The 14,659-nt window shown below is 73.8% G+C and carries 8 protein-coding genes; 3 read left to right on the forward strand and 5 right to left on the reverse strand.

The features are described from left to right. Nucleotides 1-88: 88 nt before the first annotated feature. Complete coding sequence (locus tag B086_RS40845) at nt 89-1,108, reverse strand: S8 family serine peptidase (protein ID WP_018569467.1); 1,020 nt, start codon at nt 1,106-1,108, stop codon at nt 89-91. 755 nt (nt 1,109-1,863) lie between these two features. On the opposite strand from B086_RS40845, the gene B086_RS42080 reads away from it, so the two are divergent. The 3 genes from B086_RS42080 to B086_RS0126530 all read left to right on the forward strand — a co-directional run bounded on the left by B086_RS42080 (nt 1,864) and on the right by B086_RS0126530 (nt 9,589). Next, complete coding sequence (locus B086_RS42080) at nt 1,864-4,485, forward strand: hypothetical protein (protein ID WP_051115925.1); 2,622 nt, start codon at nt 1,864-1,866, stop codon at nt 4,483-4,485. A 184-nt stretch (nt 4,486-4,669) separates the two neighbouring features. After that, nucleotides 4,670-6,217, forward strand: coding sequence for a hypothetical protein (locus B086_RS45660; RefSeq protein ID WP_020573048.1), 1,548 nt, complete (start codon nt 4,670-4,672; stop codon nt 6,215-6,217). Nucleotides 6,218-6,244: 27 nt separating this feature from the next. Then, nucleotides 6,245-9,589, forward strand: coding sequence for a right-handed parallel beta-helix repeat-containing protein (locus B086_RS0126530; RefSeq protein ID WP_018569468.1), 3,345 nt, complete (start codon nt 6,245-6,247; stop codon nt 9,587-9,589). A gap of 205 nt (nt 9,590-9,794) precedes the next feature. Here B086_RS0126530 and B086_RS0126535 read toward each other — a convergent pair whose 3' ends face one another. From B086_RS0126535 to B086_RS0126550, 4 genes are all read right to left on the reverse strand, one after another. Next, nucleotides 9,795-10,901 (reverse strand): caspase, EACC1-associated type, encoded by a 1,107-nt coding sequence (locus B086_RS0126535; RefSeq protein WP_026252790.1) that lies wholly within the window; start codon nt 10,899-10,901, stop codon nt 9,795-9,797. Further along, the gene (locus B086_RS0126540; protein ID WP_018569469.1) at nt 10,902-11,246 is read right to left on the reverse strand and encodes an effector-associated constant component EACC1; all 345 of its coding nucleotides are present in this window, start codon (nt 11,244-11,246) and stop codon (nt 10,902-10,904) included. It abuts the gene before it with no gap. A gap of 27 nt (nt 11,247-11,273) precedes the next feature. Beyond that, nucleotides 11,274-12,689, reverse strand: coding sequence for a tetratricopeptide repeat protein (locus B086_RS45975; RefSeq protein WP_018569470.1), 1,416 nt, complete (start codon nt 12,687-12,689; stop codon nt 11,274-11,276). Nucleotides 12,690-13,113: 424 nt separating this feature from the next. Beyond that, nucleotides 13,114-14,556 (reverse strand): aldehyde dehydrogenase, encoded by a 1,443-nt coding sequence (locus tag B086_RS0126550; RefSeq protein WP_026252791.1) that lies wholly within the window; start codon nt 14,554-14,556, stop codon nt 13,114-13,116. Nucleotides 14,557-14,659 lie beyond the last annotated feature (103 nt).

Here is a 14,659-nt window from a genome sequence, read left to right on the forward strand (position 1 = left end):
GGCGGGGCACGCCCCCGCCGGGCCTGAGCGCGGAGAGCGGCCCCGCACGCCACCGGCGTGCCGGGCCGCTCTCCGCGCGTCCTCGTGTTCAGGCCGATGGCCCGGACGTCCGCCGGGACGCGCGCACCCGCGCCAACGCCATGCCCCCGCCCGCCAGGACGCCCAGGAACAGGCACGCCCCGGCGAGTTCCCAGGCCCGGCGGACGGCGGGACTCGCGGGCGCCGCCGCGGTCAGCCGCACGGCTTCCTCCCGCGGAGCGGACGCGTGCGTCCCCTGCGGCAGTACCGTGCTCAGCGCGCCCGAGGGATCGAGCAGCGGCACCGGCGCGTGCGCGGCGGTGGCGCGGAGCCGGGCGGCGGTCTGCGCGGCGCTGAGCCGGGGCAGTCGGGCCCGCACCAGGGAGGCCGTCCCGGCCACGAACGCCGTGGCCACCGAGGCGCCGTTGGCCACGTAGTGGCCCGTGCCCTTCGGCCCGATCCCGGTGATCGCGTAGCCGGGTGCCGCCAGGTCGGCGTGTTCCGGCACCGGAGCTCCGTCGGGACGGTCCCCGGCCACGTTCACGTCCGTCACGGAGAGCACACCGTCCGCGGCGGCCGGCCAGTAGGAGGCCGGGGGCGGGGCCGACGCCTGTCCGGACGTGTCGCGCGGATCGGCGTCGGGCGCGGCCGGGGCCACCACGAGCACGTCCGCGTCCGCGGCGTGCTGGAGGGCCGTCCGCAGCTGCGGGCTGCTCTTCTTCAGCGCGGCCGACACGTCCACCACCCTCGCACCGGCCGCGACGGCCGCCTCGATCCCCGCGGCGACCTGTGCGGCGCTCGGCCGGCCCCACTCGTCGGTGCCCCGTTCGGCGATGATCCGGGCCTTGGGGGCGACGCCCGCGAACCCGCTGCCGGATGTCGCGGACGCGGCGATCACCCCGGCCAGGAACGTGCCGTGGCCCACGCAGTCCTCGGCCGCGGCACCGCTCGCCTCGACCCGTCCGGCCAGTCCCGCCGCCTGGGGGGACACACCCGTGTCCACCACCGCGACACGGATCCCGCTGCCCTGGCCGTACTTGTTGGCCTGCGCCAGGTTCAGGCTCTGCTGGGCCCAGGGAACAGTGCTCACATGTGTGTTCGACGCCTTGACGCAGGTATCCCTCTGGGGGTCGAGCGCGGACGGTATCAACGGCAGTCTCGGCCCCGCTGACGTGGCCGGCGCCGTGGCCGTACCCATGGCCGCCGACGCGCTCGCCGCCGGGACCACGGCGAGCGCCGCCCCCAGGAGCGGAACCAGTATCGCCGGGCCACGCCTGCCCGGTCCGTGCCGTGACGTGCGGTGGTCTTCCCCGTCCCGGCACGCGCGCCGGATCGGGGGGTGGAAGAGGGTCTCGTCGGTCATGTCGTTGAATTCCCTGGCCGTGACGACCGGTTGGCTGCCGGGGGGGGGGCAGACGGGGACGGGCAGGAAGGTGGAGCAGGGCGGAGGCCGACCGGCCCGGACGATCGCCTACGACTCGCCGCGCCCCGATGGGGCGGGGACGGAAACACATGCTAGACAACCGGCGCCGGGTCCTCGCTCCGCCCCGCCCGAGTCACCGTCGATGTCCGCACCGAGCCTCCCTCGCTCGGTGTCGCCGCCAGCGGGTAAGCTGCGAGGAAGAGAAACGTGTGTCGGTGGACGAATGCGTCGAGTCGTGCGCCGGTCTCGTGAGCGACATACGACAGAAGACCTACATTTCCCGCCCGGTTTCAGCTCGTCGGCGGCCCGTTGTCACCGACGGGACACCTTTCTGTGTCCGGAGTACCTGCTGATGTCACCGCGCCGGGTGGGATCACGAGCCGTGAGGACCGCATGACCGTCATTCTTGTGAGGAGCGCGCGATGATCCGGCGCGGCACCGGCCGGCGCACCGGTCATGCCGACCGGCACCCGCCCGTGGGCCTGTCGGTCTCACGCGCCCGCGCGCGTGTCCACCTGGTGCACACGGGCGGCACGTCGCCACGACGGCTGGCCGACATCGCGGACTGGCTCGGCCCGGCCCGTCCGCACGAGGCGGTCGTGCTGGTCGGCGCCTCCCTGGGCGCGGGCGGCGTGGACGAGCTGTGCGATCGACTGGCCCCCGCACTGCGGGAGTTCCAGGACGACGACGTACGCCTGGTGCGATTGGTGATGTCGGCGGGAGCCGACGAGGCCGAGGGGCGCCCCTCGGCGGCCCGGCTCATCTGCGAGCGCTGGGAGATCGACGTCCTGGCGACCGCCGGGGCGGCGGTCGTCGTCCCGGACGGATCCCTCTTCTCGCCGGATCTCCCCGACGCCCCCGGGGGCTGGTGGCACTTCTCCTTCGGCGAGGTGCCGCGCTTCATGGGCAGCCGGCTCCCGATCCCCGACTGGGAGTCCGCCCTGCGCAGGACGGAGGACACCCCGGTCGCCGGTCACGTGATCGAGGCGGTACCGGCCGGTCTGGTGATCCGTCCGGAGGGTGCGGCCCCGTCCGCGGTGCACACGTTGCCCTACGCCGTTCCGCCGGACCCGGAGCGGCCGTACCTCCTCGTCGGCACCCCGGAGGTGTCGGTCGCGGCACTGGCCACGGTCGTCGCCGCGCTGCCGGGACGCGTACGCAAGGACATACGCCTGCTGTCCCTGGACGGCGGCTCCCTGCTGGACGCCGGGCAGGCCGTGGCGGACCTCCTCGGAGCCGAGGTGCAGGTGGCCAACGGGATGCCCGTGGTGGTCGACGCCGATGACCTCGCCGACGACGACTCCGGTGGCCAGGCTTCGCCGGAGCTGTACACGGTCGGCGCCGACGGCACGCCTGCCTGGCGGCCGTTCGCGCAGGCCCTCACCTGCGTGCCCGCCGCGGACGGCCGGAAGGAACAGCCGAAGGTCACCTCGTGGCGCGCTCCCGCCGCCGTCCTGCGGGGTGCCGAGCCCGACGCCCTGCCCTTCGAGCGAACCTGGAAGGCGGCGGTGACACCCGCGGGACTGTGGCTGGGCCCGCGCAGCAGCGAGCCCCCGGCCGTCGCCGTGAGCCGGGCGGCGGCTCCGGACGTCGTGGCGGTCGAGCTGGGAGCCCCGCGCCGTGCGGTCGACGACGCGCTGTGGCCCGGCCTGGACCGCCTGTTCGAGCAGTTCGATCCCGACGTACGGGAGCGAGCGGTCGTGCATGTCCACGGGGTGCTCAGCGCCAAGGGCATGGAGCACCTGCGGCGGCTGACGGTCCGGCACAGCTTCTCCCTCGTACCGCAACGACACGGCGACGGCGCGGCGGTGGGGCAGCAGCCGGCCGGTTCCACCCCCTCCGCGGCCCCGGCCGGGCCCCCGCCCGCGCCGGACGTGGAGTCGTACGAGGAGGAGCCCCGTACGGAGGAGCCGGCCGGGACCGCGGTCGCACCGCAGGGCGTCCATGCCGACGAGGAGGCGTCCCAGGACCGTACGACGCGGGCGTCGGCCGAGGCCCCGGTACTGCCCACGGAGACCACGCCCGCTGAGCCGGAGCAGGAAGCCGTACTCGTCGCGCAGCCGCAGCCGCAGCCGCAGTCGCAGTCGCAGTCGGCGGCGGTGCCGCAACAGCTTCAGGCGTCGGCGCCCGCCACCCCCGCACCCGCCACGGAACCGGCCGTCCACCGCCTCGCCCCCGCGCCCTCCACGCCGTCCGCGCCGTCCGCGCCGTCCGCCCCCTCCGCGCGCCCCACGACCGGGACACGTCCGTCGCCCGCCGAGGCCCCCGCGCCCGCGGCTTCCTCCCCGAAACCTCCCCCCGCGGCCGCGGCCCCCGCGCGGACCCGCCCCGGCGTCACCGCGCCGCACCAGGACACCGACCAGGGGAAGCTGCGTGCCTACCTGGGGCCCTACTGGGAGCAGCACCGCGCTGCCGTGTCCCAGGCCATGGCGGGTCTGTCCCGCAGCCGCCCGCGCGACGACTCCGACGCCGCCGACCTGGTCGCGGTGCACGTCTACATGACGGCGGTGGACGACGCGCAACTGCGCGCCCAGCTGGCACAGGGCGACGACCAGAGCCGGACGCTGCTGCGCTGCCTGAAGCCCGGGATGCGACGGCTGCCGTCCTACCGCGGTGCGGTGGTGAGCACCGCCGAGGAACTGGTCGGGCGCCTCACCGCCGACGCGGTGGGAAGCGAGTGGGAAGGGAGCGTGCCGGTCCGCGCGACATCGGTGACAGGTGCCTACCCGGGCCCCGCCACCGACCACGTCCTCATCTGGTCGGTCACCGGCCGCCGGGCCCTCACCGGCACATCCGGCGCGCCGGACATCCTCTTCCTGAGGGAGTCCAGATTCCGGCTTCTCGGCGTCACCCGCCGTGGCGGTGCCACGGTCGGTCTGCTCCAGGAGGTGCCGCAGCAGGCGCACACCTCCGCGCCGCATCCGGACTCCGCCCTGCTGAACCGGCTGCGCGCCGTACTCGAACTGCCGTCCGCCGCCGGGCCGGAGCCCCGTCAGCCCGCCCCGCCGGCCGGCCCGGGTCTCCGCCCCGACCCCGGAACGTAGGGTTCCGGCCCCTCGGCCGCAGCCGTCCGCCACCGAGCCCCTTCAGCACCGTCCCGCCACGAGGAGTGTCATGTCCCCCAGAACGCCGAGGTCCACAGCCGAACCGATCGCCACGGCGGGTACGGCGGATGCCGGACGACGTATCCGCCGGTCCGCGGCGCTGCCCATGCCGGACGGGGCGAGCATGACCCCCCTCGCCCCGGCCGATCCCCTGGGGACCGGACCGGACGAGAGCACCGTCCGGTCCCTCTCCTCGGCGCTGGCCGCGGCCCGAACGGCGGAGAAGGAGCCGGAGGCCGATCCGACCGCGTGGCGTCCGGGCGGCGGCACGGACGAGGCGGACGCACCGGCCGGAACCGCCGTCGACGGGGATGCTCCCGCCTCGCCCCAGCGCCGGACCAAGGGGGCCCGGCTGACGTCGAAGGTCGCCGAACGGCCGTTCCTGGTCGCCGCGGCCGTCGCCGGCGCCGTGGTCGCGGCCACGCCGTTCGTGGCGTCGCACGCGAAGAACCACTCGACGACCTATGAGGGGCTCGGCCAGGCGGACCCGGTGGCGGTGGAGGCCGGTGGTTCCCCCGACCGGCACCCGGACGCCGCCTACGACAGCCGGCTGTCGATACCGGCCGCGGGCGACGGCGACCAGGGTCCGTCCGCCGACACCCTGCTGAACCCCGAGGCCGGGGCCTGGCACGGGACCGGCGGTACTGCCACGCCCCACGAGGCACAGGCGGCCGACGCTCCTGTCGTGCCCGGTGTGCTGGCGGCGGACAACTCCACCGCGCACGCGCCCGGTCACGGGGCGACGGCCGTCTCCGCACAGCCGAGGCAGGCCGCGGACACCCCGGCCCCGACCACCGCGCAGGCCGCGCCGCACTCGGCGGTGGCGGTGTCGTCGAAGAGCGCGTCGCCGAAGCCCGTCGCCGCGGCGCACAACAAGCCCGCGGAACACCCGGCGGCGAAGCCCCCGGCGACGGCGACGAGCACCGGGGCGGCCAGATCCGCGGGACCGGCGTCCGCCACCGCCGTCAAGTCCGGTGCCACCGCCGAAGCCGACGGCACCACCACCCCCGTCTCCGCGCGGGCGGTCTCCTCGACCGCCGCCGGTACGGCGAAGCCGGTGGCGGCCGGTGCGGCGCTCACCGCGCTGGAGGACCGCGGCGACACGTCGGACACGACCGGCACACCTGTCCAGGACCGTGCCCAGGCGACGGCCTCGGCAGCCGCACAGGACACCCCGGACCAGGACCGCACCCAGGCATCCGCGTCGGCCGCGGCCGACGACACACCGGCCGACGACACACCGGCCGAGGACCGCGCGCAGGCCACCTCCTCCACGGCGGCGCACGACACCCGGCCCGCGGACGCCGCCCCGGCCGAGGCACAGCCCGCCCCCCAGTGGAGCACCAAGGTCCTCGACTCCACGTTCACGCTGCGCGCCGGCGAATCGGTCGCCTCCGACCGGATGCGCATCACCATGCGGACCGGCGGTGACCTCGTCATCTCGGACGAGAACGGCGCCGTCCGCTGGTCGTCCCACACCACCGGGAAGAACAACTACGCCACGTTCAAGACGGACGGCGAACTCGTCGTCCGCTCGTCGTACCAGCAGACCCTGTGGTCCTCGCAGGTGGTCGGGCAGACGGGCGCCAAGCTGGTCATCCAGAACGACGGCAACGTCACGATCCTGAGCGCCGACGATCAGACCCTCTGGGCCGCCGGCACCCAGCACTGAGCCCATCGCGAACATGAAGGAGCAGGCGTGGCCCGCCATCTGATCACCGTCGGCCAGGAGAACGGGTGCGACCACACCACGATCGACGCGGCCCTGGGCAGCGCCCGGCCGGGCGCCGTCATCAGCGTCCGGCCGGGGAGCTACCGGGAGAACCTGACCGTCCGCGGCAGGGTGACCATCGTCGCCGACGGGCCACGCGGCAGTGTGGAGATCGCTCCGGTCAAGGGCGCCGCCGTCACCCTCGCCGCCGACGCGGTGATGCTGACCGATCTGGTGCTGCGCGGCGGCGAGGGCGAACTGCCCGTGATCGACGCGGTCCGGGGCCAGGTCGCCATGGACGGCTGTGAGGTCCTCGGGGCGGGCTGGACGGCCCTGCTCAGCCGCGGCAGCGGTTCACTCGCGATGAGGGCGTGCCGGATCACCAACCCCGTCGGCGCGGGCGTGGTGGAGGCGGGGACGACCGGAAGTGTCATCGAGGACTGCCTCATCGAGAACCTGGGCACCTCGGGCGTCGTGATCAGCGAGCAGGGCCGCGCCGACGTGCGCAACTGCCGTATCCGGGACGCCCGTGGCAACGGCGTGCTCGCCAACGGCCAGTCCCGGGGCGTGGTGGAGGACTGCGAGATCACCACGGTGGAGAAGCCGGGCATCGCCCTTGAGGGCGGCACGGCCCTGCGCGTGGTGCGCACGACACTGCGCGAGTGCTCCGTGGGTGTCCATCTGGCCAGCTCCGCCCGCACCGAACTGTCCCACGTACAGGTCTACGCGTCGGCCGGACACGGCTTCGTGGTGGCGGAACGCTCCGATCCGCAGCTGTCCTACTGCGAGACCTCCGGCACCCGCGGCAGTGGCCTGTACGTCACCGGACGCTCCCGCGGATACTTCGTGAACTGCGCGTTCGATGCCGCCGAGGGGGCGGCGGTGCACGTGGAGGACTCCAGCACCCCTTCCCTGAGCGGAACCCGGGTGACGAACAGCAAGGCCGTCGGCGTGCTGCTGGAGGGCGAATCCGCCGCGGAGTTCGACCAGTTGGACGTGGTACGAGCCGCCGGCAACGGCGTCTCCCTCGCCTCCGGGGCCAATCCGCTCCTGCGCCGGGCACGGATCACCGAGGCGCGCGGAGCGGGCGTCCTCGTCGCGGACGGCGGCCGGGGACGGTTCGAGGACTGCGAGATCGGTGACTGCTCGGGACACGCCCTGCGCGTCGAGGGCGGCGGCAACCCGCATGTGGGCTCCTCGGCGCTGCGTGGTGCGGGACGTTCCGGCGTCAGTGTCGGCGGCGAGGGCCGTGCCACCCTGCGGGACTGCGAGATCTCCGGCTGCTCCGCGTCCGGCGCGGCCGTCGAGGAGGGCGGCGACCTGACGCTCGTACGGGCCCGGGTCCTGGGTTCCGGCGGCCACGGAGCCCTGATCGGCACCGGCGGCCGGGCCACGCTCAAGGCCTCGGAGTTCAGCGGCAACACCGGGGACGGCATCCGGATCGACACCGACCGCGCCGTCGAGGTGACCGACTGCACGGTACGGTCGAATCGCGGTGCGGGGCTCAAACGGGCGCCGTCCCGCGCCGAGTTCACCCTCTCCGGACTCACCAGCGTCGACAACAAGTCCCCCGACGAGGGCACCGACCCGGGCGCCGACCCTGCCGAGGGCGAGAACACGGAGACGGCCGAGACCGCCGACGGCGGAGGCGGTACGACGGAGAACGCCCTCGTCGCCGAGTTGAACGCGCTGGTCGGGCTCGCCAACGTCAAGGAACAGGTCAACATGCTCGTGAGTCTGGGCAAGCTCGCCCAGCGACGAGCCCAACTGGGCATTCCGGCCCCGCCGATGAGCCGCCACCTCGTCTTCGCCGGCCCGCCCGGCACCGGCAAGACCACGGTGGCCCGCCTCTACGGAGGCATTCTGGCCGGCCTCGGCATGCTCTCGTCGGGCCACATCGTGGAAGTGTCCCGAGCCGACCTGGTGGCCCAGGTGATCGGCGGCACGGCGATCAAGACCACGGAGGTGTTCGAACAGGCCCAGGGCGGTGTCCTGTTCATCGACGAGGCATACACCCTGCTGTCGGACAGCAAGGGATCCAGCGTGGACTTCGGCCAGGAGGCCATCGACACCCTGGTGAAGCTCATCGAGGACCACCGGGACGACACCGTCGTGATCGTCGCCGGATACCCCAAGGAGATGGTGGACTTCCTCGCCGCCAACCCCGGCCTCGCCTCCCGCTTCACCCGCACCGTCGAGTTCGAGAACTACTCGGTGGACGAGCTGGTCACCATCACCGAAAGCATGTGTTCGGGGCACCGTTACGTCCTGGACCCGCTCACCAGGGAGGCGCTCGGCCTGCGGTTCTCCCGGATGCGGCGGGACGCCACCTTCGGCAACGGACGGGCCGCGCGCCAGGTCTTCGAGGACATGGTCGACCGGCAGTCCCTGCGGCTGGCCACCCAGCTCGACGCCAGCGAGGCGGATCTGATGCTCATGCTGCCGGAGGACGTCGGGGCCGACGTCGCCGAGGCGGTGCGCACGGAGGCGACGAGCGAGCCGGGCGAGTCCGACGTGCTCGCGCGCCTGCGCGCGATGACCGGCCTGGCGGCGGTCAAGCAGGAGGTCGGCGGCATCGTCGACCTGCTCAACACCTACCGGCAGCGGGCCGCGATGGGCCTGCCGACCCCCGCGGTCAGCCACCACGCGGTGTTCTCCGGACCACCCGGCACCGGCAAGACCACCGTGGCACGTCTCTACGCCGATCTGCTGCGGTCCTTCGGGATCCTTTCCCAGGGCCAGCTCGTCGAAGTGGGCCGTGCCGACCTCGTGGGCCGCTACATCGGCCACACCGCTCAGCTGACCACCGAGAAGTTCGAAGAGGCCGTCGGAGGTGTGCTCTTCATCGACGAGGCGTACACGCTGACGCCCGAGAACTCGCCCCAGGACTTCGGCCGTGAGGCCGTGGACACCCTGCTGAAGCTGATGGAGGACCGGCGGGAGGAGGTCGTCGTGATCGTCGCGGGCTACCCCGCGGAGATGGACCGCTTCCTGGCCTCCAACCCCGGCCTGGCGTCCCGCTTCTCCCGGCAGGTGGTCTTCGAGGACTACTCCACCGACGAGCTGCTGTCCATCATGGCGGAGCAGGCCACGACCGCGGGATACGTGTGCGCCCCGTCCACACGGGAGGCGCTGCGCGCCCACCTCGCCGCCGTGCCCCGCACCCGGTCCTTCGGCAACGCGCGGTTCGCACGCCAGCTGCTGGAGACCATGATGACCCGTCAGGCGGGCCGGCTCGCGTCCCTCGCCGCCCCCGACCTGGAAGCCCTCACCACCCTGCTTCCGGACGATCTGCCCGAGGGGGCACTCGCCCTTCCGCCGGGCGGCGCGTGACGGGACCGGCCGGGAGGGCCGGTCCGGGCCCACGGGGATTCCCGGGGCCCGGACCAGCCGTCGCGACTTCGGCCGTCGCGACTTCGGCCGTCGCGGCGTCCGCCGGAGACAAGTACGGAGCCAGGAACGGACAGAGGCAGGTATGGAGACGGGAGCGGGAACGGCAGCGGGAACGGGCACCGACTCGGGGCCTGTCGCCCGTCGCTCAGCCGCGCCGTCGTCGTAGCCTCTCCAGATCCTCCGCCGCCTCGGGCACTCCGGCGGCCGCGGCCTGTGCGAGCCAGTTCTCGGCCTGCGCCAGGTCCCCGGTGTGCCAGGAGGAGACTCCCAGGTCGTACAGGGCGGCGGGGTCCCCGGACTCGCCGGCCCGGCGGCGCCACAGTGCCGCCTCCGCACGGCTTCCGTCCCGTTCCAGGAGCCGGCCCAGCTCCCTCATGGCGTCGGACCGCCCGGCGGTCGCGGCCTTGCGGTACCAGTGCGCCGCGCCCGCGTCGTCCCCCACCCGCTCCAGCCGTGTGGCCTCCTTGACCATCGCCTCCGGGTCCGAGATGCCCGAGTGCGCCTGGTTGCGGGCCAGCGCGAGACGGCCGACCGTGTGGGTGCCGCGCAGTTCGGGGCGCGGATGGCCCTTGGCGGGCAGGGCCCTGGCGAGATGTTCGTGGATGGTCTGGAGGGTGAGGAACTCCCCGGCCTCGGCGGTCCCGTCCCGCAGGAGAGCGAGCAGTTCGCCGGTGTAGGCCGTGTAGCGCGCGTCGAGGGGAGCGTCGGACGGGCGGTTCGCGGGCGAGGACGCCAGCGTGCAGGTGCCGGCCACCTCCAGCTGACCGGCCACCACCGAGGCGGTACCGGTCATCACACCGATCGCCCGGCCGGAGAAACAGCAGTCCAGGACGAGGACCCGGTTGTCCGCGCGGGCGTTGGCCAGCGTACGGCGCACCAGACTGAACGGCATCGCCGTCCAGGGAACCAGATCCGGCTCGCTGCGGGTGCCGGACAGGGACAGGTACAGCTCGCCGTCCGGGCCGACCAGGCCGTGACCGGCGTAGTAGACGAGCAGCAGGTCCTCGGCCTCCCGGGCGGCGCGGACCAGCCGGGCCCCGATGGACGCGGGGTCGGTCAGCTCGGTGCCCGTCGCCTCGCGCCGCCACGCGCAGTACTGCTCCGGGAGGGCCGTCCCCGCCGGACCGGTCAGCACCCCGGCCAGGTCGGCGACGTTGCGCGCCACGGCCGGCAGGTCCGACAGGCCGGGGTCGGTGAACGTGTCGAAACCCAGCAGCACCGCCCGGGAACGCAAGGGGTCGGGCAGGCGCATTCAGCGCTCCAGGACGCGACGCAGCACGGCTTCCACGTCGGCCTCGGGGGCGTCGCGCAAGGAGATTTTGACGCTCGTCCCGTCGGGACCGGTCACCTCGATGTCCGCGGACGGACGGCGGTGCCTGATCCACACGGACAGCGAGGCCGCCAGCGCGGTGCCGGCTCCCTGGGCGCCGAGGGCCACGATCACGACCTCGGTGAGCCCGCCCATGTGGTCCGGCGGAGCGTCGGGCCGCTCGACGGCCGTCCGCCCGCGGAACCCGTCCTCACGCGACAGCCAGTCGATCAGCCCGGTCAGCTCCTCGGGAGCCGCGTCGCCGGTCAGCCGGATGTACGCCTGCATCGTTCTCCCCGTTCAAGAGGCGGGCGGTCACAGCCCGGGGCCTCGGTGTGCTTCCAGTACGGCCTTCATGTCGGTGAGGGCGTTGGGCACCCCGGCGGCCATCGCCCGCCGGCACCACTGCTCACCGGCGGCCACATCACCCTGCTCGGCCAGGAGGATCCCGAGCAGCGCCATGCAGTTGGCGTTGCCGGCGGCGGACCCCCGGCGCAGCCACATCTCGGCGTCCTCGTGCGCGCCGCGGTCCGTCCGCAGACGGGCCACATGGAACATGCCGAACTCGTTGCCCGCCTGGGCGGCCCGTTCGTACCACCGGTCGGCCGCGTCCCGGTCGCCCTGCCGCTCCTTGAGTTCGCCCATTTTGAGCATGGCCATGTCCTGTCCGGCGGCCGCGGCCCGCTCGTACCAGTGCAGCGCCTCGGTCAGGTCGCCGCGCTTCTCCACCAGATAGGCGAGCCGGAACATCGCATGGTCGATCCTGGCCTCGGCGGCCTCCCGGTACCACCGCTCCGCCTCGGCGAACTCCCCGCGTTTCTCCAGCAGCGTGCCCAGGAAGTCCATCCCCGGCGGCACCCCGGCCTCGGCCGCCCGCCGCAGCCACGGCTCCGCCTCGGCCGGACGCCGCTGCTCCATCAGCAGCATCGCCAGCAGCAGGGCCGAGCGGAGATCGCCGGCCTCGGCCCCCTTCCGGTGCCACTCCTCGGCCGCCGCGGGCCGGCCCCGCTCCTCCATCAGCCGCCCGAGTTCGATCATCGCGGGGGTGTGCCCGAATTCCGCGGCCCATCCGTAGACCGTCTCGGCCTCGGCGGACTCACCGCGGTCCCGCAGCAGGGACCCCAGCAGGGTCAGCAGCTCGTTCGACACCTGGACCGTCTCCTGCGTGGCCGGCTCGTCCGCCTCCACCAGCATCGACACGGCCTCCCGCAGCAGCCGCTCCGCCTCGGCCCGGTCACCGTCCTGCACCGCCAGGTGCGCGAGCTGCCGCATGGCGTCGGCCCGTACCAGCGGCTGTCCCGGGCCCCCCGCCGCCTTCCGCAGCCACTCCCGCGCCTCCTCCGGGCGGCCGCCGCGCACCAGCAGAAGACCCAGCCGGACCATCGCGTAGGAATCGCCCCGGCCGGCCGCCGTGCGGTACCACTCGTGCGCACCCTCCAGATCGCCGTGGGTCTCGCGGAGGTATCCGATCGCGCCGACCGCGTCCACGTTCCCCGCCTCCGCGGACCTGCGGATCCAGTGCTCCGCCTCGGCAGACTCCCCGCGCTCCTCTAGCAGCCCGCCGAGGTGGAGCATCGCCTCGCCGTGCCCGTCAAAGGCGGCCCGCCGGTACCAGCGCTCGGCCCCGGCGGCGTCCCCGCGCTGCCCGGCCAGCACCGCCAGCCGGACCATCGCGTCCGCGTCACCGCGCTCGGCGGCCGCGCGGTCCCGCTGTTCCGCCTGCTCTTCCACCAGTCCGTCCCCCGTTCGTCCGCCGCCCGTACGTCCCGGCGGTCCGGAGACGTCCGTCGGCCGGGCCGGGTGGGGCGGCTGCCCTCTCCCGGGCGTCCGCGGCGGCGCGGGCGGGCCGTCCGGCCTGCCGTGGCTCCTGCCAAGGCGTCGTCCTGCCGTGGCCTCCTCCGACATCCGAGCCACGCCCGAGTCTCGATGACAGCATGTCAGATCCAGGGCCCGCAAGGGGGAGGGGCGGCTGGTGCCCGCCCACCCGGCCGAGGTCCATCGCGCCGAGTTCTCCCGCCGGGCGCCGTCTGCCCGGTCGTCTTCGTCCTCTCGGCGACGGATCGTGGGCAGACCCGCACACCGGGCGCAACGGAGCCCGAGCACGGCCCCGTTCACCTGACGCCGGACCCTGCGCGGCCGCAGGCCGACAGGGACCTCAGAGGGTGACGGTCTTGTACTCGGTGTAGGTGCCGAGGCCGACTGCGCCGAACTCGCGGCCGATGCCGCTGTTCTTGAAGCCGCCGAAGGGGCCGTCGTAGCCGACGGGGGCCCCGTTGATGCCGATGGTGCCGGTGCGGATGCGGCGTGCTACGGCCAGGGCGTGTGCCTCGTCGGCGGACCAGACGCCGCCGGAGAGGCCGTACTCGGAGTCGTTGGCGATGCGGACGGCGTCGTCCTCGTCGTCGTAGGCGATGACGACCAGCACCGGGCCGAAGATCTCCTCCTGGGCGATCCGCATCCGGTTGTCGACGTCGGCGAAGACCGTCGGGGTGACGTAGTTGCCCTGCTCCAGGCCCTCGGGAATCTGCGGGCCGCCGGTGACCAGGCGGGCGCCCTCCTCGATACCGAGCCGGATGTAGCTGCGCACGCGTTCCTGCTGGTCGGGACGGACCAGCGGTCCGAAGAAGGTGTCGGGGTCGCTCGGGTCGCCGACCTTGAGGGACTCCACGAGCTCCTTGAGCGCGGTGACGACCTCCTCGTACGTGTCGCGCGGGGCGAGGACACGGGTCAGCGCGATGCAGGCTTCCGCGTTGTTGAGCAGGGAGGCGAACCGCAGGTCCTTGACGGACTCGGCGATGTCGGCGTCGGGCAGGATGATCGCGGCCGACTTGCCGCCGAGTTCCAGGCTGACCCGCTTGAGCTGTTGCCCCGCGATGGAGGCGATGGCGCGGCCGGCGCCGGTGGAACCGGTGAAGGCGATCTTGTCGACGTCCGGGTGCGACACCAGGTACTCGCTGGTCTCCCGGTCGGCGGGCAGCACGCTGATGACGCCCTCGGGCAGACCCGCCTGTTCCAGCAGCTCGGCCAGGAACCCCATGCTGAGCGAGTTCTCCGGCGAGACCTTGAGGATGACCGTGTTGCCCGCGAGCAGCGCCGGAATGATCTTGCCGTAGGCGGAGGAGGTCGGGGCGTTCCAGGGGATGACAGCGGCGACGACACCGATGGCCTCGCGGCGCACCACGCTGCGGTACGGGGCGCCGGGGGCGGAGGGTGTGAGCGTCTCCTCCCAGCCGAACTCCTCGGCGGCCTTGACGAAGGCGTTGAACTGGGGTGTGAGGCTGGCCTGTAGGCCGGTGTTGAACCAGGACGCGGAGCCCCTCTCGGCGGTGATGAGGGCGGCGAGGGTGTCGTCGTGGGCTTCGCGGATGTCGTTGAAGCGGCGCAGCAGCGCGATGCGTTCGGCGGGGCTGGTGTCGGCCCAGGGGCCCCGGTCGAACGCCGTGCGGGCCGCGGCGACGGCGCGGTCGATGTCGGCGGGCCGGGCCTGTGCTGCGCGGCCGACGACGGAGCGGTCGTGCGGGGAGCGGATGTCGAGCAGGTCCTTCTTGCTGGGCTCGGCCCAGGTGCCGCCGATGAAGAGCTGGTCATAGGTACGCATGTGCTGTTCCTGTTCCGTCGGGCTGTCGTCGTGCGTGCTGCGGCTGTGTCCGTCCGTCAGCAGGGCGGTGAGGGCGGTGGGGCGGGCGGTCACCGGGCGGCAG

It is taken from the genome of Streptomyces sp. PsTaAH-124 (assembly GCF_000373685.1).
Classification (GTDB): Bacteria; Actinomycetota; Actinomycetes; order Streptomycetales; family Streptomycetaceae; genus Streptomyces; species Streptomyces andamanensis.